The sequence below is a fragment of the Pseudomonas sp. R4-34-07 genome (assembly GCF_003852375.1).
In the GTDB taxonomy this organism is placed as follows: Bacteria; Pseudomonadota; Gammaproteobacteria; order Pseudomonadales; family Pseudomonadaceae; genus Aquipseudomonas.
On record NZ_CP027760.1, the window covers coordinates 3,850,435 to 3,871,892 of the forward strand.

The following is a 21,458-nucleotide window of genomic DNA, read 5'->3' on the forward strand; positions in this document are numbered from 1 at the left end:
AGCGGCAGGAGCCTTTCGGCCAACCGATAATCGAACCAGAGTGACTGGAGTGAACAAAAAAGAGCTGGCAAGGCGGCACAGAGCGCACCTGGAAAAAGCCAAGCCCAGGATGCTAGCACAGATGAACGGTCATCGCGCCGACACGACCTGCGGTAGAAGTAAATTCCATGCCTTATGGCCGCAAAAGTGAACTTGAGCTGTACGCCACGCCTCAAACACCCCGAGAATCGCCGTTCGTCCTCGACCCAAAGGAGCATCCCATGATGCGTTTTACCTCGACACTCGCCCTCGCCGCTTCCCTGGCATTCCTTTCGCTTGGCGCGCAAGCCGCAGCACCATCGAACTGGCCGGAAGGCGCCCGTGACGCCTTCGTCAAAGACTGCAGCGCTGCGGCCAGCCAGAACGTGGACGTCAAAACTGCCAAAGATCATTGTGAATGTGGCGCCGACAAGATCAACGCCGAATTGAGCACTGCAGAAATCAAAGAATTGATGACCAACCAGAACGCCAGCCCAGAGCTTAAAAACAAAGCGGTCGCGGCTATTTCGTCCTGCAAAGTGGTCAAGAAAAAGTAAGAACGCTCACTGAGCGAGCGCCTTTTTTGCCGGAAAAACAGCCTGAAAACGGCTGTTTCTCACAAATTACGCAGCTTTTACGGCTTTTTTTAACAGCTGATATTTCGCTCCAAAGCCCCGTAGAACGGGGCTTTCAGCCAAAAAAGGCACTCAACGCAACGCGATTGATTAGCAAACAATGCCTTGGGGGGGCTCCCAAGCCGAACATTTCGACTATGATAGCCCTGTGTGCCCAGTTGGCCTGAGCAGCACAGCACTACTGAAAATATATGTTTCTTGGAGATACACCATGTCTAATCGCCAAACCGGCACCGTTAAATGGTTCAACGATGAAAAAGGCTTCGGCTTCATCACTCCTCAAGGTGGCGGTGACGACCTGTTCGTACACTTCAAAGCTATCGAAAGCGACGGTTTCAAAAGCCTGAAAGAAGGCCAAACCGTTTCCTTCGTGGCTGAGAAAGGCCAAAAGGGTATGCAAGCTGCACAAGTTCGCGGCGAGTAATTCTCCGCTGAGCTAAAAAAACCCCGTCCATGTGACGGGGTTTTTTATGGATGCTGCAAAAGCCAGAGGCTATCAGCCGCAATTGACCCGCGTGATCACCAGGTTATCGTCGGTGTTCAGGTTCAGGCGGTCGGAGCGATACTCCAGCGTGATCATGTCGTTGGGTTTGAGGATGCGTGCGTTCTGCGCACCGGCACGCGTACGCGCCTGCTCCAGCAGTTGAGGCGAGGCTTTCTGGCCGATCGTGAACTCGGCAGCCTTCGACTCACAGCGGCTATGACCAGCATCGGTCACGGTGGCATCTTTGCCTGGCTCAGAGGCACCCGGGGTGCTGCAACCCGCCAACGCGAGCGCTGCCAACAAAGTACCGAATGATGCGAGCTTCCAAGGCATGAAGCCTCCTATGATTAAAAATGGACAGAGATCGTGCGACAGCGAGTGAGCAGATTGGTTTCAAGACGTTAACGTCTGACGCGCAAGTCTGCCTGAGTCACGCCCGGCAAGCGCCCCGTCAATCGTGACTAGATATGAATATGTTCAGTAGATATCGATGTAGTCAGATGACGGCGTTGGCCAATTCTGCTTGAGCGCGTTGAAAATCTGCATCACCCAGACTTCGTCGTTCGCGGCCACGTTACCCACATAACCGGAACCCTTTGCCCAGGTCTCCAGGCGAAACAGCAAACCACCTATATCAGCGCCCCCGACCACGCCTGAAGAAATGTAGGCAATACCCGCCTTGCTGACCCGCAGCTGGGTGTGCTCATCGTCACTGGCGCTGGCCAGCAGTTGGCGCACAGCGACCAGCGTAAGACTCTCGGGGTTATTCAAATCGATCTGCACGCAGTGTTTCCCGGCCAATAAACAGGCGGACAGTGTCGCACACCCCCTTCCTCATGCCTAAGTAGCAGTGCCAACTTGCGCGCAAAATGGTTAACTGCGCCCGCTGCAGCCACACGCCAGCGCATTGCCCAGTACCTACAGCCCGCGAGATTTCCCATGACCACCGTAACGCTCCAAGCCGATATCAAAGCCAAATGGCCCCAAGGGCAAAGCTCCTACAGCCCCGGGAGTCCGGAGGAATTGGCGATCATCGGTATCGACCTGCTGGTCAAGGAACTCGGCACCAAGGGCGCGCAAGCATTCATCAGCCAGGTATTCGAGAAATACCCGGCCGACCACATGGGCGCACCCGAGCGCGCATAAGAACCGGCCGGCGAACGCCGACCGGTAAGGGGTTTACTTCAAACGCGCCAGGCGCTCGGTCAACAGATCGAAGAAGCCCTGGGCGTCGCCGTTTTCGACCCAGAACGCATTCTTGTCCTGCTTCAGCCCATCGTACCAATCGACAATGGTCTGGCCGAAGGTCGGGCCTTCCCGGCTGTCGACAACCACATTGACCTGGCGACCGCTGAACAGCGACGGCTTGAGCAGGTAGGCGACCACCGTGGCGTCATGCACCGGCCCGCCAGGAATGCCGTAGTGTTCCATATCGCCTTTGACGTACTCGTTAAGAATATTGCTCACAACCTTGCTTGCGTTGTTGTTCAGGTCGGCAATTTTCTTCAGGCGAGCCTCGCTGGTCAGCACCTTATGGGTCACGTCCAACGGCAGATAGGTCAACTTCACGCCGCTTTTAAGCACGATCTCGGCGGCCACCGGGTCGGCGAACAGGTTGAACTCGGCCACCGGCGTGATATTGCCGCCATTGAAGTGCGCACCGCCCATCACTACCACTTCCTTGATGCCCTGGGTGATTTCTGGTGCCTGGGTCAATGCCAGGGCCAGGTTGGTCTGCGGGCCGAGCATGGCAATAGTGATGCTGTGGGGCTTGGCGGCCGTCAGGGTCTTGATCAGGTAATCCACGGCGTTGCCGTCAGCCAGGCCTTGTTTCGGCTCGTGCACGGTGACACCGGAAATCCCTTCCTTGCCATGGATATTCTCGGCATAGATCGGCTTGCGCAGCAGCGGTGCCGGAGCCCCCGCGTATACCGGGATGTCCTCGCGCCCTGCCCACTCGCGCGCCAGGCGCGCATTGCGCGAGGTTTTGTCCAGGCGCACATTGCCGGCCACGGTCGTCAGCGCGCGGATGCTCAGCTCTTCCGGCGACGCCATGGCGAACAGCAAGGCAACCACGTCATCGGCACCTGGGTCGGTATCGATGATCAGGTCGATTTTTTCTGCCGCCTGGGCGCTTGCAGCTGTGAGTGCGGACAAAAGCAGAACACTCCGAAACAGGTTTTTCAGGGATGGAAGACCACGTTGCATAAAACACTCCTTGTCGTAGGGGGACTCTAGAAGGTTACGCCGGAGACCAGCGCGATATTGCAGTACGGTTGACATTCGCCGGTGCGCACCACGGCGCGCGCCTTGCCACTCAGTTGCTTGAACGCGTCATGGCTGAGCAGGCGTCGTTCGCCCAGCGCAGCCTGTTCGGTCAGCGCATTGAGCTCGGTCAGCGCCGGCGGCTGCTTGAGCAGGATTTCTTCAGCCAGCACGTGGCTTTCCACCTGCATTTCGCTGAGCACAACGCGCAGGGTGCTGATGAAATCCGGGATGCCCTGGGTCAGCGCCAGGTCGATCACCTCGACGCCAGGTGGCACCGGCAGGCCGGCATCACCGATGACCAGGATGTCGCCGTGCCCCAGTGACGCGATCACGCGCGACAGGGCGATATTGAGCAGAGGGGTCTTTTTCATGAGGGCACAAAACCTTGTACGTCGTGCAGGGTAGGAATAGAAGGTTGGGCGCCGGCACGGGTCACCGACAACGCTGCCGCAACCTGGCCAAACCGGATTGCCTCGGCTTCGCTCTTGCCTGCGGCCAATGCCGCAGCAAAGCCACCTACAAAGGTATCGCCGGCAGCCGTGGTGTCCACCGCCGTGACCTTGGGCGCGACCAAGTGTTCGAAGCTGTTGCCATCGGCAAACAGTGCACCCTGGGCGCCCAGGGTGATGATGACTTTGGCGGCGCCAGCCTTGATCAACGCGGTAGCGGCAAGCTTGGCGCTGTCGAGCGAATCGACCGTCACGCCGCTCAAGGCGCTGGCTTCACTTTCGTTGGGGATCAGGTAGTCAATCGAGGCATACCACGCAGCCGGCAAGGGCCCACTGGCGGGCGCCGGATTGAGGATCACCGTCTTGCCCAGCTCGCGGCCGCGCTTGAGCGTATGCCCGACGGTTTCCATCGGTACTTCAAGCTGGCAGATGATCACGTCGGCGGCCTGCAACACCGCATCGCAGGCCGTCATCGAGTCCGGCGTCAACTGACCGTTACTGCCCGCCACAATCACAATCGCGTTCTGGCTGCTGTCATCCACCACGATCAGCGCGACACCACTGGAGCCTTCCACGGTGCTGACGGCCTGACAATCGATGCCTTCGATCACCAGCGCATCACGCAGTTGGCCGCCGTAGGCATCGGTACCGACGCAACCGATCATTGCCACATCCGCCCCCAGGCGCGCCAAGGCTACGGCCTGGTTGGCGCCCTTGCCACCGGGTACGGTAGAAAATGTCTGGCCGATCAGTGTTTCACCGGCACGCGGCAAGCGACTGGCGCGGGTGACCAGGTCCATGTTCAAGCTGCCTACTACCACTACTTTTGCTGGCATACATCAGTACTCATCAATTCAGTTCAGCGGTATTGGGCGAACACACCGGCCAACGGCGCCGTCGACTCACGCAAGACAATACTCGGCGTCACGATGCGTTGATCGATCGGGCGTTGGGGTGTCGCTATACGTCGCAATAATAATTCAGCCGCTGTCTCGCCCAGTTGCAGGATCGACTGCCCGACCGTGGTCAGCGCCGGATAAACATACCGGCCCATTTGAATGTCATCGAAACCAATCACCGACAGCTCGCCCGGCACGCGGATATTCTGCTCTGCCGCAGCGCGCAGCACGCCGAAACCGATCATGTCGTTACAGGCAAATATCGCACTGGGGGGTTGCTGCGCAAGCAATTGCACAGCGGCGGCATAACCACCGGTGCTGGTAAAATCACTTTCCCGGATGCGCTCAGCCGCTATTTCAACCCCAGCTTCGCGCAGCGCACGCCGATACCCTGCCAGACGCATTTGCGCCACGCGAGTATGGGCCGGGCCGGCGATGCAGGCGATGTCGCGATGGCCCAATTCAAGCAAGTGCCGGGTCGCCAGATAAGCCCCTTCTTCATGATCGATGCGCACCAGGTCGACGTCGATACCGTCCAGTGCCCGGTCGACTATCACCATGGGCGTGCGCACCGCACTCAAGCCAGCGGCGAGGCCACTGTCATCGCCGCCCACCGAGGTCACGATCAAGCCGTCGACGCGCTTCTCCAGCAGCACGCGCAAATAGCTGCGCTGCTTTTCGGCGTTGTCGTCGGAGTTGCAGAGGATCACGCAGTAGCCGTTGCGCTCGCAGTAGTCCTCAATGCCCCGGGCCAGTTCGGCGAAATACGGGTTGAGGCTGTTGGGCACCAGCAGCCCGATTGTCGCAGTGGTCTTGGCCTTGAGTGAGCGCGCGACCGCACTCGGCACGTAGTCCAACTGCTTGATCGCCGCCTCGACCTTGATGCGCACCGGCTCGCTGACCGGGCGCGTCTTGTTCACCACATGGGACACCGTGGTGTAGGAAATCCCCGCCAGCGCTGCCACATCCTTGATCGTTGCCATGGTTCAGCCCCGCCGACTGGCGCGCTGGCTGCGGTAAGTATCAAGGACCACGGCGATCACGATCACCGCACCGGTAATGATGCGTTTGGTCGGTTCTGTCGCGCCGATCTGTGCCAGGCCCGCAGCCAATACCGAAATAATCAGCACACCAAAAAAGGTGCTGATGACCGAACCGCGCCCGCCCATCAGGCTGGTACCGCCGATCACCACAGCAGCGATCACTTGCAGTTCCAGGCCCGAGCCGGCATTCGGATCCGCCGCTTCCAGGCGCGAGATCTGGAACAGCGCGGCCACACCGGCCAGCAGGCCCATCAGGCTGAACACCAGGATCTTGTAGGGTTTGGGGTTGATGCCGGCCAGGCGCACCGCCTCTTCGTTGGTGCCGATACCGATCAGGTAGCGACCAAACACGGTGCGGGTCAGCACCAACTGGGCGGCGATGATCACCAGCAACGCAATGATGAACGACGGCGAGATCCCGAACGCAATCGGGTTGGACAGCCAGGCAAACGAGTCACCGATATAAGCGGTGCGCGAGCCGGTCATCTGGTACGCCACGCCCCGGGCCATCTCCAGCACGCCGAGGGACACGATAAAGGAAGGGATCCGCCAGGCCACGGTGATGGAACCGGTGAGTGTGCCGGCCAATGCGGCGCAGCCCATGCCCAGCACGGCGGCCGGCAATACGCTCCAGCCCCAGCTCAGAATCGCCACGCTGACCGCCGACGCCGCCAACGCCAGTACCGAGCCCACCGACAGGTCGATGCCACCGATGATCAGGATGAAGGTCATGCCCACCGCCAGTACCATCAGGTCTGGAATCTGGTTGGCCAGGGTGCTGAATGTGTCGTAGGACAGGAAGTGATCGCTGAGCACCGAGAACAGCGCAATCATTGCCAGCAACGCACCTGCCAGCCCCAGGTAGGTGCCCAGGCCGTAGAAGTTGCCGCCAGTCTTACCGGGGGAAGTGGTTGTTTTCATGGGGTATTCCTAGGCGCTGCATCGTTGAGCAGCGCATCACGTTTCTGATAGCCGGCAAAGGCGGCGGCGAGCAATTCGTCCTGGGTCCAGCTGTCGCGTTCGAAAGTCTCGATCAGGCGCCCGGCGGACAATACGCCGATGCGGTCACAGATCAGCATCAGCTCGCGCAGGTCACTGGAGACCACGACCAGCGCTTTGCCCTGGCGCGTCAACTCGCCGAGCAAGGCGTAAATGTCGAACTTGGCACCCACGTCGATACCTCGGGTGGGCTCATCGAACAGCATCACCGAACAATCACGCTCCAGCCAGCGGCCAATCACCACCTTCTGCTGGTTACCGCCCGACAGTTCGGAAACCAACTGCGCCGGGCTGGAACTGCGGATACGCATGGCGTCGATCTGGCGCTTGGCCAGGGCGGTTTCATCGCGGCTGTTCACCAGCCCCCCAGCGGAGATTTCCGGCATGTTGCCCAGGGCGATGTTGGCGCTGATCGACTGGGTCAGCAGCAGGCCTTCACCCTTGCGGTCTTCGGTGATCAGGGCAATGCCATGACCGACCGCATCGACTGGGGAGCGAATGCTCACTACATTGGCCTGCGGCCCCAGCGCCACGGTGCCGCTGTCGGCCGGGTCGGCGCCGAAAATCAGGCGCAGCAACTCGGTACGACCGGCGCCGATCAGGCCGGAAATACCGTAGATTTCACCCGCGCGCACCTGGAACGACACGTCACGGACCTTGTCCGAGCGCGTCAGGCCTGTGACCGTCAGGGCCGGTCCGCCGATGGTGCGCGGGCCCAGGTCGATATGCTCGCCCAACTCGCGCCCCACCATCAGCGTCACCAATTGTTCGCTGTTGTAATTGGCCATTGGCTCGATACACACCAGCTTGCCATCGCGCAATACCGCAATTCGCTGGGCCACACGGGCCAACTCTTCCAGCCGGTGCGAAATATAAATAATCGCCACGCCTCGGGCCTGCAGGCGGGTGATTTGTTCGAACAGCATCTCGACTTCACGGGCAGTGAGCATCGCCGTAGGTTCGTCGAGAATCAGTACGTGGCAGTCGCCGATCAGGTTGCGGGCAATCTCGACCATTTGTTGATGGCCAATGCCCAGGCTGCCGACCAGCGTGTCCGGGTCGATGGCGTCCAGGCCGACCTGGGCCATGGCTTCGGTCGCGGCTTTGCGCAGCTGTTTGCGGCTGATCCAGCCACCACGGCTGGGCAGGTTATGCAGGAACAGGTTTTCAGCCACCGTCAGCGTTGGCAGCAGGTTGAGTTCCTGCATGACCATGCGCACACCCAGCGCTTCGGCCTGGGTGCGGCTGCCGGGTTGATAGGCCTGGCCATTGAACTGCATGTTCCCGGTGGTTGGCGTGACCAACCCGCCGATGATCTTCGACAAGGTGCTTTTGCCAGCGCCGTTTTCACCGGTCAGCGCCAGCACTTCACCGCGATTGAGCGTGAGCGTGATGTCGGACAGAACCGGTTGGGCATAGGTCTTACCGATACCGCTGACCGAGAGGACAGCGTTCGGGGCGGAAGATGACATAGGAAAATCTCCAGGCGCCCGCTCAGGACGAGCGGGCGCTGTTGGCTACTGCCGGGATTACTTCTTGAGGACGAGTTCGACCGGGGTTTCGATCACGCCGTCGGTGGCGTCGACCTTCTCGCCCTTGACCAGCTTGAGCGCGTTCTGGATGCCGAACACAGCTTGCTGGGCAGCGGCCTGGTCGGCGGTCGCCAGTACGCGACCGTCCTGCAGCATCGGCTTGATGGCTTCGATGTTGTCATAGCCCACTACCAGCACTTTACCGGCCTTGCCTGCCGCACGTACGGCGGAGACTGCGCCCAGGGCCATGTTGTCGTTACCGGCCAGCAGTGCCTTGAGGTCCGGGTATTCGCTCAGCATCGCCGATGCGACTTTCTGGCCTTGGTCGATTTCCCAGTTACCGGATTGGGTGGAGACGATCTTCATGCCTGCAGCATCCATCGCATCCTTGAAGCCTGCGGTGCGCTGCTGGGCGTTGGTGGTGGTCGGTACGCCTTCGATGATACCGACCTTGTCGCCTGCGGCCAGTTGCTTGGCCAGGTAGTCACCCACCAGCTTGGAGCCTTTGCGGTTGTCCGGGCCGACGAAGGGAATATCGAGTTTTTTGCTTTTCAGCACGTCCGGGTCCAGACGGTTGTCGATGTTGACCACCTTGATGCCGGCATCCGAGGCTTTCTTCAGCACGGTGACCAGCGCTTTGGAGTCGGCGGGTGCAATGACAATGGCGTTGACCTTGGCCAGAATCATCTGGTTGACGATATCGATCTGCGCGCTGGTGTCGGTTTCGTTCTTGATGCCGTTGGTGATCATGTCGAAGTCGGCGGCGTGGGATTTCTGGTAATCCTTGGCGCCCTCCTGCATGGTCACGAAAAATTCGTTGGCAAGGGACTTCATCACCAGGCCAACCTTGGGTTTGGCGGCGGCGTCATCAGCGAAAGCAGAAGAGAGAGGCAGGGCAGCGGATGCGGCGGCAAGCACAGCGACAGCGAGAAGACGTCCTGCAAATGGCAGCTTCATGGGTGTACTCCGATCTTATGATTATTGTGAGCAACGCTCGCGCCGAAGAAACATCTCGCAAACGTTTGCGTTGGCAGAACTATGAGAACCTTGTCGAGATTTGTCAACGGCAGTCGTTCACCTTTCATCCTGAACCCACCCTGCCCTTTTCCCGTTGGTTGAAACGACAGGCGCAACGACGATCTCATACATAACCTGCGCCAACCCGAGCTGGCTTTCGGACAACCGAACAGCGAAGCGCCTTCCGTTCGGAAAGCCGGACGGCGTCGCGTCAGCCCAGACTGAAAATCCCATTTAAATCGTTTTAAATCAATAGCTTATTTTATCGCTCCGAGCATGATTGGCTTGGTACAAATCCTGCTCTTTCTCAGCACCTCGAGGCGTTCAGAGTCGCCCGGGTGTTCTGGATGAACCTGCTACCGCACTCATCAAAAACCAGAGAGAAAAATAATGAAATCTGCATTGAAGACCTTTGTTCCTGGGGCGCTGGCCCTCCTGCTGCTGTTCCCGGTTGCCGCTCAGGCAAAAGAAGTCGACACCAAGACCAAGCTTTCCAACGTGGTGATCCTCGCCACTGGCGGCACCATCGCCGGGGCTGGCGCCAGTGCGGCCAACAGCGCCACTTACCAGGCCGCCAAAGTCGGCATCGAACAATTGATCGCGGGTGTTCCTGAGCTTAGCCAGATCGCCAATGTACGCGGCGAACAAGTGATGCAAATTGCTTCGGAAAGCATCAACAACGACAACCTGCTGCAACTGGGTCGCCGCGTCGCCGAATTGGCTGACGACAAGGATGTGGATGGCATCGTGATCACCCACGGTACCGACACCCTTGAAGAAACTGCCTACTTCCTCAACCTGGTTGAAAAAACCGACAAGCCTATCGTGGTGGTCGGCTCCATGCGCCCTGGTACCGCCATGTCGGCAGACGGCATGCTCAACCTGTACAACGCCGTTGCCGTCGCGGGCAGCAAGGACGCACGGGGCAAAGGCGTGCTGGTGACCATGAACGACGAGATCCAGTCGGGTCGCGACGTGAGCAAGATGATCAATATCAAGACCGAGGCTTTCAAGAGCCCATGGGGCCCGCTGGGCATGGTCGTTGAAGGCAAATCCTACTGGTTCCGCCTGCCGGCCAAGCGTCACACCATGGATTCGGAATTCGACATCAAGACCATCAAGAGCCTGCCCGACGTCGAAATTGCCTACGGCTACGGCAACGTGAGCGACACTGCCTACAAGGCTCTGGCCCAAGCGGGCGCCAAGGCGATCATCCATGCCGGCACCGGCAATGGTTCGGTCTCGTCCAAGGTCGTTCCCGCGCTGGTGGAATTGCGCAAGCAAGGCGTGCAGATCATTCGCTCTTCCCACGTCAACGCCGGCGGCATGGTGCTGCGTAACGCCGAGCAACCAGACGACAAATACGACTGGGTCGCCGCCCTTGACCTGAACCCGCAGAAAGCACGCATTCTCGCGATGGTCGCCCTGACCAAGACCCAGGACAGCAAAGAGCTGCAACGGATGTTCTGGGAGTATTGATTCCAGGCTTTATCTGTAGGAGCGAGTTCGCTCCTACAGTTCCTCGCAAAAAATCACAGCAAATTTCCAAATTCGCTGTCAGACGGAGTTCTTTGAATTTAAGCAGTTGCGAAATTACCTACAGTTAAATACTGTATGTGCGTACAGCTTACTAAGGAATACTCCGTGGCAAAGCCCTCCTCCGCAGCACCCGCACCGCCAGATGCCTACCAGCGCCTGGCTATTCGCGTCCAAAAAATCATCAATTCGACCAACGCGCAGAAGGCCAAGGCGGCGCTGATCTTCCGCCTGCCGGATGAGCCCGAAGACGAATGGGCGCGCTTGCTTGAAGAGATTGCGGAAAACGACAACGTCACCCTCGCCTACAGGGATGACGGCGGCGTGCAGATTTTCTGGGTTGTGCCGAAGGAAGATTGATTGAATGAGTGTCCGTTTTTTTGCTGTGTGCTGCCTGTTGTTTGCTGTCACCGCCAACGCCCAAGCCCCCCGCACTTTCAGTGAAGCCAAAAAAATCGCCTGGAAACTCTACGCTCCGCAGTCCACCGAGTTCTACTGCGGCTGCAAATACACCGGTAACCGTATAGACCTGAAAGCCTGTGGCTACATCCCGCGCAAGAACGCCAACCGCGCCGCACGCATCGAGTGGGAACACATCGTGCCCGCCTGGCAGATCGGCCATCAACGTCAGTGCTGGCAAAATGGCGGGCGTAAAAACTGCACGCGCCATGACGACGTGTTCAAGCGCGCCGAAGCGGACCTGCATAACCTGGTGCCGAGCATCGGCGAGGTGAATGGCGACCGCAACAACTTCAGCTTCGGCTGGCTGCCGGTGCAAAGCGGGCAATACGGCTCATGCCTGACGCAAGTGGACTTCAAGGCCAAGAAGGTCATGCCGCGTCCGTCCATCCGCGGAATGATCGCGCGCACCTATTTTTATATGAGCAAGCAATACGGCCTGCGCCTGTCGAAACAGGATCGCCAGCTGTATGAAGCCTGGAACAAGACCTACCCGGTGCAAGCCTGGGAGCGCCAGCGCAACCAGACGGTGGGCTGTGTGATGGGCCGTGGCAATGAGTTCGTCGGCCCGGTGAACCTGAAGGCCTGTGGCTGAAAGTGGGCGCAAAACCCGCCCACCCGGCTTGTTACTGGGTGACCTTGTGTTCGATGACCTCTGACACGGTGTCGTTTTTCTTGGCCCGCGCCATCTTTTCGTTGAGCAGGGTCTGCTTGGCCTCAGCCTCGGCCTTGCTCGCAAACGGGCCCAGCAGGACCTGATCCTTGCCGTCGACCTTGACGATATAAAAATTGAAACCATGCTCCAGCAACCAGGCGGTCAGGTCCGTGATCGCCTGCAGCTTGTGATCCGGCGGGCCCACCCATACATCCCATTCTTGAGCGGCAATCGCACCGGTTTGTGGCTGGCTTTGGGTCACGACAGGCTTGGCCTTGGGCGCATCGACAGGTTTACCTTCGCCGCATCCGGCCAACGCCAACACCGCAATTGCCATCGCTACTTTACGCACTGCCCTGCTCCTTTGAAGATAAAGAGGCGACTTTACCATTCACTGTCTATTCTGGCCGTCATAAACATTGGCTTAAACAATGCGAATGATGTATCGCGACCTGTATGATGCCGCCATGGGAATTAATGTCGCCTCTATGCGTCCTAAAAGAGGCAGTCACAGGGAAGCGCTTCGCAGTAAGCTACGCACATCCGACACCTGCCCTGTCTGAACATGTGTCCTTAAAAGTAATCAAGGAGAAGTCCATGCTTATACTCACCCGCAAAGTTGGTGAAAGCATAAACATCGGTGATGACATTACGATCACCATCCTGGGCGTTAGCGGCCAGCAAGTACGAATCGGCATCAACGCCCCCAAGGATGTCGCCGTGCACCGCGAGGAAATTTATCAGCGCATCCAGGCCGGCCTCACTGCGCCGGACAAAAACCAGACGCCTTGAAGCACCTCCAGTAGCCAGCCTTTTGCTTCACCGTAACGGCTGGCGAAAACCCTGATTGACCCGTTCTTTTTCTACCCGAGCTGTGCGCCTCGTACATCGGCCTGCGCTGCAAGATGAAACTGCCATGCTCCCCGGAACTTGTTGCATCATTTGCAGCCAAATCCCACGTCATCCTGCGGTCCGAGTGCATTTCAGGAGCACGTCGATGAGGCCAACCGTTACACAGCCCATGGTTACCCTGTCCTGGACGATCACCTTGCTGATAGGGCTGGTCTTTCTGGCGCTCGGGTATGGCCTGCGATTGGAAGCCGAGGCGGCCGTCGACGCCGCAGATCATTCCTGGCTGGACCTCGCCTTACTCTTGTGTGCCTACCTGTTTGCGTTCTGTCTCAAGCCGATTCAGAAGACTATTTTGCGTAAGCTATGCCAGCGCGAGGCGCATCGCGCCCATCAAAAAACCGCACGCTGACTGTCTATCTTTTCTCGCAGCGTCAGCAGGCCATCCGCTTCTCGCACGACTTGCAACCCCTCATATCCCTCGATACAGGCATGTTCAGTCGCCATGGGCGCCAGGTGCGTCGAGGTCACGACCATCACGTCCGCTCCCGCCGCTTCTGCTGCTCGAATGCCTACTGTCGCATCCTCGAACACTAGGCACTCTTGCACCGGCACGCCCAGGCGCTGGGCGCCAAGCACGTAACACGCAGGATCCGGCTTGCCGCTGGCGACATCTTCGGCCGTCACCATTACCGCCGGCATGGAAATACCCGCCGCTTGCATTCGGCGCAACGCCAGTGCCTTGGGCGCAGACGTGACCAGTGCCCACTGATCAGCCGGCAAGCGGTTCAGGAACGCGACCGCGCCGGCAAGCGCCACGACACCCTCGACGTCGTTCAATTCAGCTTCGGTAATCCACGCCGCCTCCGCCTCGGGGTCCACACCCGGCAACGCCTGGCGCATGATCGTATCAATCGCGCGGGCGCCATGGATGGTCGTCAGGAAAGCCTGCACATCTAGCCCATGGCGTTCAGCCCAGCGGCTCCATACACGCTCGGCAGCGGCGATGGAATTGAGCAGGGTGCCGTCCATATCGAACAGGAAGGCACGGTAACGCTGACTGAATACGGCTGGATTTCGACTGGACACTACGCGGCTTCTCCATGGGTTCAAGCAATGATCGACCCCACGCAATCTACGGTTCACCTCGGCACTTGTAAACGCTGCGAGGCGCCAGCGTTAAACCTTGAATGACGAACTTGTCATCATCCTGTTGGTTAGCTGTTCGGGTCGCCTGGTTACTGTGAATTCACTGCCAACCCCGGCAGCCACTTTAAACAGAGATCTCGCCATGAAACGCTTTGCCCTCGCCTTTGCTGCCTTGCTCGCCACCGGCTCGGTATTCGCTGCCGACACCGCTTCAACCGCGCCCGTGATCCATGATCAGACCGGCTTCTTCGTCCACCTGGATGTCGCCAAGGTTTTGTCCAGTACCGACTCCTACGGCCAATGCGGTATCGTCCCGGCACAACTGCGCTACCTGGACCACCAGGATCGTGAGCATGTGCTGGACTACCGCGTGCAGGGCACCGGTTGCGCCAGTGACAATTGATCAGGCTAAACTTGCGCAACCCATCGAACCAGGGCTTTTCCCATGAACATCCTCGTAGTCGAAGACGAACCCAAGGCCGGCAATTACCTGCTCAATGGCCTGCAGGAGCTGGGCTACAGCGTGAGCCTGGCCCGCGATGGCGTGGACGGATTGCACCAGGCCCTGGAAACCCCGTTCGACGTGATAGTGCTCGACGTGATGATGCCGAAGATGGATGGCTGGGAAGTACTGCGCCGCTTGCGCAAGGAAGCCGACACGCCGGTACTGTTTCTCACCGCCCGCGATGACATCGCCGACCGCATCAAAGGCCTGGAGCTGGGCGCCGACGACTACCTGATCAAGCCCTTCTCCTTCGCCGAGCTGGTCGCACGCCTGCGCACCCTGACCCGACGCGGCCCGACGCGAGAAGAAGAACACCTGCACATCGCCGACCTGCAAATCGACGTGCTCAAGCGCCGCGTCACCCGCGCCGGCACGCGCATTACCCTGACCAATAAAGAGTTCGCCCTGCTGCATCTGTTCGCCACTCATCAGGACCAGGTGCTGTCACGCTCGCTGATTGCCTCGCGGGTATGGGACATGAATTTTGACAGTGACACCAATGTGGTCGACGTGGCCGTGCGGCGCCTGCGCTTGAAAATCGATGACCCGTTCCAGCTCAAGTTGATCCACAGCGTGCGGGGCATCGGCTACCGCTTCGATACCCAGCCATGAGCCGCGCTCGCCACTACTCGCTGACCCTGCGCCTGGCGCTGATCTTCGCCTTGCTCGCTTTTGCCTTGCTGGCCACCTTGGGCGTAGCACTTTACCGTGAGCTGGAGCGCGAGTTGGTGCGCCGCGACGACACCGCGCTGATATCCCGGGTGGATCAACTGCGCAACCTGCTCAACGACAGCAATACCCTGGGCCTGATCCAGACAAAGCCCGAGTTGTTCCAGAACATGCTGGGCAACCGCGAATCCGTATTGAGCATCGGCGCCCCCGGCCAACAACCGTTGCTGTTGGTGAACCCGGCGAATATCGAGTTGCCTTCGGTCAAACCGGTGCCCAAGGATCACGTACTGGCGCTGAGCGATGTGCAGCATTTGCCGGGGCTTAACGGCATTCCTTTTTCAACCGTGGCCGCGACCATCGACTCGGGTGACCTGGGCAGCCTGCAAGTCACCAGCGGCCGCCTGATGACCGAGCGCACCGCCGTACTCGCCAGCTATCGGTTGAGCGTTTATATCCTGGCGAGCATCGCTGCGATCGTCCTGGCGTTGGCCGGTTACCTGCTGGTGCATCGCGGCTTGCTGCCCTTGCGCCGCCTCGCCCGGCACGCGCGAGGGATCGGCGTCGGCAACCTGGCCGAGCGCCTCGACGGCCAGGGCGCACCCAAAGAATTGCTGCCGATGATCGAGTCGTTCAACACCATGCTTGAGCGCTTGTCCAAAGGCTTTGTGCAATTGGGCCAGGTGTCCACCGATATGGCGCATGAACTGCGCACGCCGATCAATAATCTGCTCGGCGAAACCCAGGTTGCCCTGCAACAGCAGCGCAGTATCGAAAGCTACCAGCAGCTGTTGGCCTCCAATGTCGAAGAACTCGAGCGCCTAGCGCGGATGCTCGACAACATGCTGTTTCTGGCGCGCACCGACCCCGCCAGCGCGTTGCGCCAACGCCAGGCACTGGACGCTGCAGATGAAGTGGAACGCATCGCGGATTATTTCGAAGGGTTGGCCGCTGACGCAGGCATGCACATCGTGGTCGAGGGCGAAGGTGTGATCTGGGCGGAGCCGATGCTCCTGCGGCGTGCCCTGGCCAACCTGTGCGCCAACGCCATCAAGTATGGTTCGCCGGGCTCGGCGCTGAGCATCCAGGCCATTGCACATGACGAGGGCGTCAACCTGAGGGTCAGTAACCACGGTGAAACCATTCCCGCCGAGCATCTACCGCGGTTGTTCGAACGGTTTTACCGGGTGGATGAATCCCGCGAGCGATCCTCCCAGTCCAATGGACTGGGGCTGTCGATTGTGGCAACCATCATGCAATTGCACAACGGGCGGTATGGCGTCAGCAGTGAAGACGGCGTCACGCGTTTCGAGTTGTTTTTCCCCGCCCGGGAAGCGTGAGGCGCCGCCGGGTCAGTCAAAAGCCCCGTTGAGCACTTCGTAGATGATACCGGTGGCGATGGCTACCAGAATCAAGTCAGTGCCGGCTTGCTGCCATTCATACCCGTCGTAGTGAGGCAGGCGCCCCGCCAGGCGACCATCGAGTTTCTTGGCGATACCGGGAGGCAGCGGTTTGCCGCGCGCCAGATTTTTCTGAATACCCGGAGGCAACGCAGGCCCAGGGCTCCAGTAATCGCGGTTACCGCCCACCAGGCTCAGCACACTGCCCCGATCAACGCTGGGGCCGTGATTACCCACCGAACCTTTGCCACCAGGCTTGCCGTGGCCCTGCCCCGCCTGGTTATTCCCTTTGTTATTGCCCTGGCCTTTGCCATTGCCGGGATCAGCCAAGGCGATACTGCTGCCTGCAAACAATGCGAGCGACAACACTACGGACACACACTTCGGGCACTTGATCATGATGTAGTTTTTCCAGGGGGATACCTGATCAACTGTAGTCGAGGTTTAGCCCACCGCGTACTGAATCAGCTTACCCGCCCACCTGTTTCCACAATATCCACCTGAGTCTGCCAGGCCGCCGCGACCGCCAGGCGCAAGCCTTCCACCAACATCGGCAGCGCCATCGACGGCTCACCCGACTCAGGCAAGCCCGGCACATGGATAAACCCACTGCGCACCGCTGAACCCGCCAGCGCATGCTGCAATCGATAAAACACCTGATTACACACGAACGTGCCCGCCGTCTGCGAAACCGAGGCAGCAATACCCGCTTCTCGCACCGCCCTGACCATGCCCTTGATCGGCAATGTCGAGAAGTAAGCGGCCGGGCCACCCTCTACCACCGCCGTATCAATCGGCTGGGCGCCCAGGTTATCCGGGATGCGTGCATCATTGACGTTGATCGCGACCCGCTCGATCGAAATGTCAAGGCGCCCAGGGCCCAAGCCTGTGGCGATGACCATCACCGGATGTAATTCGTCGATCAACGCCATCAAGGTGTCGGCAGCAGTGGCAAAGGCACAGGGCAATTGGCGCGCGACGATCCGCACGTCATCGCTCAGTTGCACGCCCTCCAGCTGGCGCACCGCTTCCCAGGATGGATTGACGTCGTCATGATCGAAAGGCTCGAAGCCTGTCAGCAATAAGGTGTTCATCCTGGCCTCACATCAACAGATAAAGCAGCACAATATTGACCACCAGCATCATCAAGGCGGTGGGCAATTGGGCCTTGATCACCGCGTTCTTGTCCGGCAGCTCAAGCAGCGCGGCCGGCACGATATTGAAGTTGGCCGCCATCGGCGTCATCAGCGTACCGCAGTAGCCGGAGAACATGCCGATCGCCGCCATTACCGCCGGGTTGCCGCCGTAGATCCCCACCAGCACCGGCACGCCGACGCCACCGGTCATCACCGGAAAGGCTGCAAAGCCGTTGCCCATGATCACGGTAAACAAGGCCATGCCCAGCACATACACCATGACCGCCACCAACTTGAAGTCCAGGTTGATGTACGTGGTGGTGACGTGGGCGACCGCCGTGCCCACCCCGGCTTCATTGAACAACAGCCCGAGCATTGCCAGCATCTGTGGCAGCACCATGGCCCAGCCAAGGGCTTCGGTCAGGCGACGCGATTCGCGCAAGGCTTGCACCGGCGTATCGCGGGTCAACCAGCAGGCCAGTCCCAGGGCGATCAGGCAGCCGATGCCGAGCGAGACGAAGGTGGTGTTCTTCGGATCAAGCAGCGGCACGCCCCCAATTTCGGAGTGTTTGAGCAATACCGAGCCAATCACCGTGGTCAGCGGAATCGCCAGCGCGGGGATAAACAGCTTGTGACCCAAGCGACCGGCACTGGCACGGGAAGCCTTGACGTGCAATTCGGCGTGCTGGCCACGGCCAACGCCGCCCAGGCCAGCAATCAACGCCATCACCACAACGCCGACACCGATGACCACCGAGGGCAGGCGCTCCCCCACCAGGAACGGAATGGCAAACAGCAGCCAGAACAGCGCGCTGGACCAACGCTTGGGGTGGGTGCGATCCAACAAGATCATGCCGGCAGTGATCAGCAACAGCACCCCCGCCAGCCAGTACAGGTATTGAATGGAAATAATCATTGCGCGGCCTCCACCGACGGGGCGGCGGCGGTCATCTCACGAGTCAACCTGCGATCGAACCGATGCAGGCGAATGGCGTGGATGATAAAGGCACAGATCGCCGTGGGGATGCCCCACACCGCGATATGCAGCGGATCTACATCAATCCCCGAGCCGAGCAGGAAGGTGTGCATCAAGGCGATCGCACCAAAGGCGACGAAGATGTCCTCACCAAAAAACAGCCCCACGTTGTCGGTGGCGGCGCACATGGCCAAAACCTTGTGACGCAGCTTGTCCGGCAGCTTGCCATAGCGTTTCTCCGCCGCACCTTCGGCCATCGGCGCCAGCAATGGCCGTACCATCTGCGGATGCCCGCCCAGGCTGGTCAGCCCCATGGCTGCGGTAGATTCACGCACGAACAGATAGATGATCAGCAAACGCCCAACCGTCGCGCGCTCGAAGCGGGCGATCCAGTTCTGCGCATGCAGGCGCAGGCCATGACGCTCCAACAGGCCGATCACCGCCAACGGTAATAACAGGATCAATTGCAACGCACGGGTTTGAAGGAAGCCATCACCCATGGTTGCGAGAATTTTTTCCAGCGGGAAATGGGCGGCGAACCCGGTAGCGATAGCGGCGGCGGTCACCACCAGCAACGGATTGAAGCGCAATACAAAGCCGACCACGATGACAAGTACGCCGATCAACGGCCATAAGTTCACAACAGTTTGCATGGCGGAGAGGTCCTTTAGTGCGCGCTGCGGCGCCATTACAGCAGGATGTGAGCAAAGGGCTCACAGCATGAAAGTGGCGTGCAGTCGGCTCGGTTTTTTTATTGTTGACCCGGAAGGTCGAGCAGTGGCGGCAACTTTGCTGCCTTGAGGTGGGAGGTGTCCAACAAGAAAAACTGTTGCTGCAGACCAATAAATTTTGTGGACATTGGCAGCGCAGGCCCCGGCAACTGGAGGGATTCGGGATTGGCCCTATACTCAGCCATGATGGTCCTGCGGATCATCCACGGTGCGATTGCCGACAATGAGGGCTCCAGCTATGTATGCCGGTCAAATGAGCAGTATGGCGACAACGATTGGCGAGATACGCTGCCAGATGGCGGTCCAGATCATTTGCCTGCTGTCGGTGGCTACGCTTTTCTGTTGATCGAGACGCGTAGGCCTCAAGTGCGCCACGAGGTGTCACTTCGACAAGGCATTGCCCGAATTCTGGGCAACAAAAAAGGGCTCACCTTTCGGTGAGCCCTTCTAGACCGCCCAGCAGAGCGGATTTTGTTTGGTAGGCGCGATTGGACTCGAACCAACGACCCCCACCATGTCAAGGTGGTGCTCTAACCAACTGAGCTACGTGCCTGCTGTGAGGCGGCATTCTACGGAATTCCGTAGGGGTGTCAACATCTTTTTTGCAGCTAAGCCTATGAATATGCGAATTTTTTATTCGCGGGCGACGCGCCCGCGATTTACGGGTGGCTGGCAGGCAATTTTCAACTCAGGTAGGATCGCCGCACTCGTAAAAAATATAAAACAGAGGTTCCAGGATGGCGAACACCCCCTACCCCCAGTCCTATTACGCCGCCTCCGCGAACGCGGTTCCGCCGCGCCCGGTGCTGCAAGGTGAGATCGAAACTGATGTCTGTGTGATCGGTGCCGGTTATACCGGCCTGTCCAGCGCGCTGTTTCTGCTCGAGAACGGCTTTCGCGTGACGGTGCTGGAAGCCGCCAAGGTAGGTTTTGGTGCGTCCGGCCGTAATGGCGGGCAAATCGTCAATAGCTACAGCCGCGACATCGATGTCATCGAACGCAGCGTCGGGCCCAAGCAGGCGCAGTTGCTCGGCGAGATGGCATTCGAGGGCGGCAGGGTCATTCGTGAACGCGTGGCCAAGTATCAGATCCAGTGCGACTTGAAGGACGGCGGTGTGTTCGCCGCCCTCAACAACAAGCACATGGGCCACCTGGAATCGCAGAAGCGCCTGTGGGAGCGCTACGGCCATACGCAGCTGGAGCTGCTGGACGAGCGCCGTATCCGCGAAGTAGTGGCTTGTGACAACTATGTAGGCGGCCTGCTGGACATGAGCGGCGGGCATATCCACCCGCTCAACCTGGCCTTGGGCGAGGCGGCAGCCGTTGAATCCCTGGGCGGCACGATCTATGAGCAATCGGCAGCGGTGCGCATCGAACGCGGCGCCAATCCGGCGGTGCATACCGCCGAAGGTAAAGTCAGGGCCAAGTTCATCATCGTCGCGGGGAATGCCTACCTGGGCAATCTGGTGCCGGAGCTGGCGGCGAAATCAATGCCGTGCGGCACCCAGGTCATCACCACCGCACCCTTGGGCGATGAATTGGCCAGGACGTTGCTGCCGCAGGACTACTGTGTCGAAGACTGTAACTACCTGCTCGATTATTACCGCCTCACCAGCGACAAGCGCCTGATCTTCGGCGGTGGCGTGGTGTATGGCGCGCGGGACCCGGCAAATATCGAAGCGATCATCCGGCCAAAAATGCTCAAGGCGTTCCCACAGCTCAAAGACGTAAAGATCGACTACGCCTGGACCGGCAATTTCCTGCTGACCCTGTCGCGCTTGCCTCAGGTTGGCCGCCTCGGCGACAACATCTATTACTCTCAGGGCTGTAGCGGCCACGGCGTGACCTACACACACCTGGCGGGCAAGGTACTGGCCGAAGCCCTGAGAGGCCAGGCTGAACGCTTTGACGCGTTTGCCGACCTGCCCCACTACCCGTTCCCGGGCGGCCAGCTCCTGCGCACGCCATTTGCCGCAATGGGCGCGTGGTATTACGGGCTGCGGGACAAGCTGGGCTTTTGACGCATAACGGGGAGCCGGTTCGCCGGCT

General features: G+C 59.5%; 27 protein-coding genes and 1 tRNA gene. 12 read left to right on the plus strand and 16 right to left on the minus strand.

Annotation, left to right across the window (positions count from 1 at the left end; translation table 11 throughout):
* The first annotated feature begins 260 nt into the window (after positions 1–260).
* Positions 261–575: a hypothetical protein gene (locus C4J85_RS17660; RefSeq protein WP_124367644.1), complete on the plus strand. Its 315-nt coding sequence runs from the start codon at positions 261–263 to the stop codon at positions 573–575.
* A 289-nt stretch (positions 576–864) separates the two neighbouring features.
* Positions 865–1,077, plus strand: a complete 213-nt coding sequence (locus C4J85_RS17665; RefSeq protein WP_003234260.1) for a cold-shock protein — start codon at positions 865–867, stop codon at positions 1,075–1,077.
* Positions 1,078–1,149: 72 nt separating this feature from the next.
* On the opposite strand, the gene C4J85_RS17670 is transcribed toward C4J85_RS17665, so the two are convergent.
* Positions 1,150–1,470, minus strand: a complete 321-nt coding sequence (locus C4J85_RS17670) for an I78 family peptidase inhibitor (protein ID WP_124363571.1) — start codon at positions 1,468–1,470, stop codon at positions 1,150–1,152.
* 144 nt (positions 1,471–1,614) lie between these two features.
* Positions 1,615–1,920, minus strand: coding sequence for a hypothetical protein (locus tag C4J85_RS17675; protein WP_124363572.1), 306 nt, complete (start codon positions 1,918–1,920; stop codon positions 1,615–1,617).
* A 156-nt stretch (positions 1,921–2,076) separates the two neighbouring features.
* Here C4J85_RS17675 and C4J85_RS17680 point away from each other — a divergent pair, with 156 nt between their 5' ends.
* Positions 2,077–2,283, plus strand: a complete 207-nt coding sequence (locus C4J85_RS17680; protein WP_124367646.1) for a hypothetical protein — start codon at positions 2,077–2,079, stop codon at positions 2,281–2,283.
* Positions 2,284–2,316: 33 nt separating this feature from the next.
* Here the strand turns inward: C4J85_RS17680 and C4J85_RS17685 are convergent, their stop codons facing one another.
* The 7 genes from C4J85_RS17685 to C4J85_RS17715 are packed head-to-tail and all read right to left on the minus strand — an operon-like array spanning position 2,317 to position 9,284.
* Entirely contained in the window at positions 2,317–3,345 is a 1,029-nt protein-coding gene (locus C4J85_RS17685; protein WP_124367647.1) for a nucleoside hydrolase, read from the minus strand.
* 26 nt (positions 3,346–3,371) lie between these two features.
* Entirely contained in the window at positions 3,372–3,776 is a 405-nt protein-coding gene (rbsD, locus tag C4J85_RS17690) for a D-ribose pyranase (RefSeq protein WP_124410355.1), read from the minus strand.
* Positions 3,773–4,690: a ribokinase gene (gene rbsK / locus C4J85_RS17695; RefSeq protein ID WP_124367649.1), complete on the minus strand. Its 918-nt coding sequence runs from the start codon at positions 4,688–4,690 to the stop codon at positions 3,773–3,775. The genes rbsD and rbsK overlap by 4 nt, the downstream gene beginning before the upstream one ends.
* Positions 4,691–4,713: 23 nt before the next feature.
* Positions 4,714–5,736 carry a LacI family DNA-binding transcriptional regulator gene (locus tag C4J85_RS17700; protein ID WP_124363577.1) on the minus strand — a complete coding sequence of 341 codons (1,023 nt, stop codon included), beginning with the start codon at positions 5,734–5,736 and terminating at the stop codon, positions 4,714–4,716.
* Positions 5,737–5,739: 3 nt separating this feature from the next.
* Positions 5,740–6,717, minus strand: a complete 978-nt coding sequence (locus C4J85_RS17705) for an ABC transporter permease (RefSeq protein WP_003174987.1) — start codon at positions 6,715–6,717, stop codon at positions 5,740–5,742.
* Complete coding sequence (locus tag C4J85_RS17710; protein ID WP_124410356.1) at positions 6,714–8,267, minus strand: sugar ABC transporter ATP-binding protein; 1,554 nt, start codon at positions 8,265–8,267, stop codon at positions 6,714–6,716. Before C4J85_RS17710 ends, C4J85_RS17705 begins: the two co-directional genes overlap by 4 nt.
* Before the next feature lie 57 nt (positions 8,268–8,324).
* Positions 8,325–9,284, minus strand: a complete 960-nt coding sequence (locus C4J85_RS17715) for a sugar ABC transporter substrate-binding protein (RefSeq protein ID WP_124359095.1) — start codon at positions 9,282–9,284, stop codon at positions 8,325–8,327.
* A gap of 450 nt (positions 9,285–9,734) precedes the next feature.
* Here C4J85_RS17715 and C4J85_RS17720 point away from each other — a divergent pair, with 450 nt between their 5' ends.
* The 3 genes from C4J85_RS17720 to C4J85_RS17730 all read left to right on the plus strand — a co-directional run bounded on the left by C4J85_RS17720 (position 9,735) and on the right by C4J85_RS17730 (position 11,934).
* Positions 9,735–10,823, plus strand: coding sequence for an asparaginase (locus C4J85_RS17720; RefSeq protein WP_124367653.1), 1,089 nt, complete (start codon positions 9,735–9,737; stop codon positions 10,821–10,823).
* A gap of 165 nt (positions 10,824–10,988) precedes the next feature.
* Positions 10,989–11,240 carry a DUF1654 domain-containing protein gene (locus C4J85_RS17725; RefSeq protein ID WP_124404699.1) on the plus strand — a complete coding sequence of 84 codons (252 nt, stop codon included), beginning with the start codon at positions 10,989–10,991 and terminating at the stop codon, positions 11,238–11,240.
* A gap of 4 nt (positions 11,241–11,244) precedes the next feature.
* The gene (locus C4J85_RS17730) at positions 11,245–11,934 is read left to right on the plus strand and encodes an endonuclease (protein ID WP_124371242.1); all 690 of its coding nucleotides are present in this window, start codon (positions 11,245–11,247) and stop codon (positions 11,932–11,934) included.
* Positions 11,935–11,965: 31 nt separating this feature from the next.
* On the opposite strand, the gene C4J85_RS17735 is transcribed toward C4J85_RS17730, so the two are convergent.
* Positions 11,966–12,331, minus strand: coding sequence for an SPOR domain-containing protein (locus C4J85_RS17735; RefSeq protein WP_124368997.1), 366 nt, complete (start codon positions 12,329–12,331; stop codon positions 11,966–11,968).
* Between the two features lie 260 nt (positions 12,332–12,591).
* On the opposite strand from C4J85_RS17735, the gene csrA reads away from it, so the two are divergent.
* Both csrA and C4J85_RS17745 read left to right on the plus strand, forming a co-directional pair.
* Positions 12,592–12,786, plus strand: coding sequence for a carbon storage regulator CsrA (csrA, locus tag C4J85_RS17740; protein ID WP_003192511.1), 195 nt, complete (start codon positions 12,592–12,594; stop codon positions 12,784–12,786).
* A 205-nt stretch (positions 12,787–12,991) separates the two neighbouring features.
* The gene (locus C4J85_RS17745) at positions 12,992–13,255 is read left to right on the plus strand and encodes a hypothetical protein (RefSeq protein WP_124404701.1); all 264 of its coding nucleotides are present in this window, start codon (positions 12,992–12,994) and stop codon (positions 13,253–13,255) included.
* On the opposite strand, the gene C4J85_RS17750 is transcribed toward C4J85_RS17745, so the two are convergent.
* Positions 13,237–13,932, minus strand: coding sequence for an HAD family hydrolase (locus C4J85_RS17750; RefSeq protein ID WP_124410357.1), 696 nt, complete (start codon positions 13,930–13,932; stop codon positions 13,237–13,239). The genes C4J85_RS17745 and C4J85_RS17750 overlap by 19 nt on opposite strands.
* 202 nt (positions 13,933–14,134) lie before the next feature.
* On the opposite strand from C4J85_RS17750, the gene C4J85_RS17755 reads away from it, so the two are divergent.
* From C4J85_RS17755 to C4J85_RS17765, 3 genes are read left to right on the plus strand one after another with little or no spacing between them, the layout of a single operon-like run.
* Complete coding sequence (locus C4J85_RS17755; RefSeq protein WP_124367656.1) at positions 14,135–14,395, plus strand: DUF2790 domain-containing protein; 261 nt, start codon at positions 14,135–14,137, stop codon at positions 14,393–14,395.
* Positions 14,396–14,437: 42 nt separating this feature from the next.
* On the plus strand, positions 14,438–15,109 hold the full coding sequence (locus tag C4J85_RS17760; protein ID WP_124367657.1) for a heavy metal response regulator transcription factor: 672 nt from the start codon (positions 14,438–14,440) through the stop codon (positions 15,107–15,109).
* On the plus strand, positions 15,106–16,506 hold the full coding sequence (locus C4J85_RS17765) for a heavy metal sensor histidine kinase (RefSeq protein ID WP_124410358.1): 1,401 nt from the start codon (positions 15,106–15,108) through the stop codon (positions 16,504–16,506). The genes C4J85_RS17760 and C4J85_RS17765 overlap by 4 nt, the downstream gene beginning before the upstream one ends.
* Before the next feature lie 12 nt (positions 16,507–16,518).
* Here C4J85_RS17765 and C4J85_RS17770 read toward each other — a convergent pair whose 3' ends face one another.
* The 5 genes from C4J85_RS17770 to C4J85_RS17790 all read right to left on the minus strand — a co-directional run bounded on the left by C4J85_RS17770 (position 16,519) and on the right by C4J85_RS17790 (position 19,962).
* A complete protein-coding gene (locus C4J85_RS17770; protein WP_124410359.1) occupies positions 16,519–16,965 on the minus strand; it encodes an anti-virulence regulator CigR family protein in 447 nt (148 codons plus the stop codon).
* Between the two features lie 65 nt (positions 16,966–17,030).
* On the minus strand, positions 17,031–17,660 hold the full coding sequence (pcp, locus tag C4J85_RS17775) for a pyroglutamyl-peptidase I (protein WP_124410360.1): 630 nt from the start codon (positions 17,658–17,660) through the stop codon (positions 17,031–17,033).
* A gap of 7 nt (positions 17,661–17,667) precedes the next feature.
* A complete protein-coding gene (locus C4J85_RS17780; protein ID WP_124410361.1) occupies positions 17,668–18,618 on the minus strand; it encodes a DUF979 domain-containing protein in 951 nt (316 codons plus the stop codon).
* On the minus strand, positions 18,615–19,331 hold the full coding sequence (locus C4J85_RS17785; RefSeq protein WP_124410362.1) for a DUF969 domain-containing protein: 717 nt from the start codon (positions 19,329–19,331) through the stop codon (positions 18,615–18,617). The genes C4J85_RS17780 and C4J85_RS17785 overlap by 4 nt, the downstream gene beginning before the upstream one ends.
* A gap of 554 nt (positions 19,332–19,885) precedes the next feature.
* Positions 19,886–19,962 (minus strand) — tRNA-Val (locus tag C4J85_RS17790).
* A gap of 184 nt (positions 19,963–20,146) precedes the next feature.
* Between C4J85_RS17790 and C4J85_RS17795 the strand changes: the two genes are divergently transcribed.
* Positions 20,147–21,430 carry an FAD-binding oxidoreductase gene (locus C4J85_RS17795; RefSeq protein ID WP_124410363.1) on the plus strand — a complete coding sequence of 428 codons (1,284 nt, stop codon included), beginning with the start codon at positions 20,147–20,149 and terminating at the stop codon, positions 21,428–21,430.
* Positions 21,431–21,458: the final 28 nt, after the last annotated feature.

Excerpts from the sequence above, each read along its gene's own strand:
- C4J85_RS17780 (WP_124410361.1), bottom strand. The coding sequence starts at position 18,618 with ATGATTATTTCCATTCAATACCTGTACTGGCTGGCGGGGGTGCTGTTG.
- C4J85_RS17760 (WP_124367657.1), top strand. The coding sequence starts at position 14,438 with ATGAACATCCTCGTAGTCGAAGACGAACCCAAGGCCGGCAATTACCTG.
- C4J85_RS17795 (WP_124410363.1), top strand. The coding sequence starts at position 20,147 with ATGGCGAACACCCCCTACCCCCAGTCCTATTACGCCGCCTCCGCGAAC.
- csrA (WP_003192511.1), top strand. The coding sequence starts at position 12,592 with ATGCTTATACTCACCCGCAAAGTTGGTGAAAGCATAAACATCGGTGAT.
- C4J85_RS17670 (WP_124363571.1), bottom strand. The coding sequence starts at position 1,470 with ATGCCTTGGAAGCTCGCATCATTCGGTACTTTGTTGGCAGCGCTCGCG.
- pcp (WP_124410360.1), bottom strand. The coding sequence starts at position 17,660 with ATGAACACCTTATTGCTGACAGGCTTCGAGCCTTTCGATCATGACGAC.
- C4J85_RS17785 (WP_124410362.1), bottom strand. The coding sequence starts at position 19,331 with ATGCAAACTGTTGTGAACTTATGGCCGTTGATCGGCGTACTTGTCATC.
- C4J85_RS17715 (WP_124359095.1), bottom strand. The coding sequence starts at position 9,284 with ATGAAGCTGCCATTTGCAGGACGTCTTCTCGCTGTCGCTGTGCTTGCC.
- rbsK (WP_124367649.1), bottom strand. The coding sequence starts at position 4,690 with ATGCCAGCAAAAGTAGTGGTAGTAGGCAGCTTGAACATGGACCTGGTC.
- C4J85_RS17735 (WP_124368997.1), bottom strand. The coding sequence starts at position 12,331 with ATGGCAATTGCGGTGTTGGCGTTGGCCGGATGCGGCGAAGGTAAACCT.
- C4J85_RS17705 (WP_003174987.1), bottom strand. The coding sequence starts at position 6,717 with ATGAAAACAACCACTTCCCCCGGTAAGACTGGCGGCAACTTCTACGGC.
- C4J85_RS17685 (WP_124367647.1), bottom strand. The coding sequence starts at position 3,345 with ATGCAACGTGGTCTTCCATCCCTGAAAAACCTGTTTCGGAGTGTTCTG.
- C4J85_RS17665 (WP_003234260.1), top strand. The coding sequence starts at position 865 with ATGTCTAATCGCCAAACCGGCACCGTTAAATGGTTCAACGATGAAAAA.
- C4J85_RS17710 (WP_124410356.1), bottom strand. The coding sequence starts at position 8,267 with ATGTCATCTTCCGCCCCGAACGCTGTCCTCTCGGTCAGCGGTATCGGT.
- C4J85_RS17765 (WP_124410358.1), top strand. The coding sequence starts at position 15,106 with ATGAGCCGCGCTCGCCACTACTCGCTGACCCTGCGCCTGGCGCTGATC.
- C4J85_RS17720 (WP_124367653.1), top strand. The coding sequence starts at position 9,735 with ATGAAATCTGCATTGAAGACCTTTGTTCCTGGGGCGCTGGCCCTCCTG.
- C4J85_RS17745 (WP_124404701.1), top strand. The coding sequence starts at position 12,992 with ATGAGGCCAACCGTTACACAGCCCATGGTTACCCTGTCCTGGACGATC.
- C4J85_RS17680 (WP_124367646.1), top strand. The coding sequence starts at position 2,077 with ATGACCACCGTAACGCTCCAAGCCGATATCAAAGCCAAATGGCCCCAA.
- C4J85_RS17770 (WP_124410359.1), bottom strand. The coding sequence starts at position 16,965 with ATGATCAAGTGCCCGAAGTGTGTGTCCGTAGTGTTGTCGCTCGCATTG.
- C4J85_RS17660 (WP_124367644.1), top strand. The coding sequence starts at position 261 with ATGATGCGTTTTACCTCGACACTCGCCCTCGCCGCTTCCCTGGCATTC.
- C4J85_RS17700 (WP_124363577.1), bottom strand. The coding sequence starts at position 5,736 with ATGGCAACGATCAAGGATGTGGCAGCGCTGGCGGGGATTTCCTACACC.
- C4J85_RS17730 (WP_124371242.1), top strand. The coding sequence starts at position 11,245 with ATGAGTGTCCGTTTTTTTGCTGTGTGCTGCCTGTTGTTTGCTGTCACC.
- C4J85_RS17755 (WP_124367656.1), top strand. The coding sequence starts at position 14,135 with ATGAAACGCTTTGCCCTCGCCTTTGCTGCCTTGCTCGCCACCGGCTCG.
- rbsD (WP_124410355.1), bottom strand. The coding sequence starts at position 3,776 with ATGAAAAAGACCCCTCTGCTCAATATCGCCCTGTCGCGCGTGATCGCG.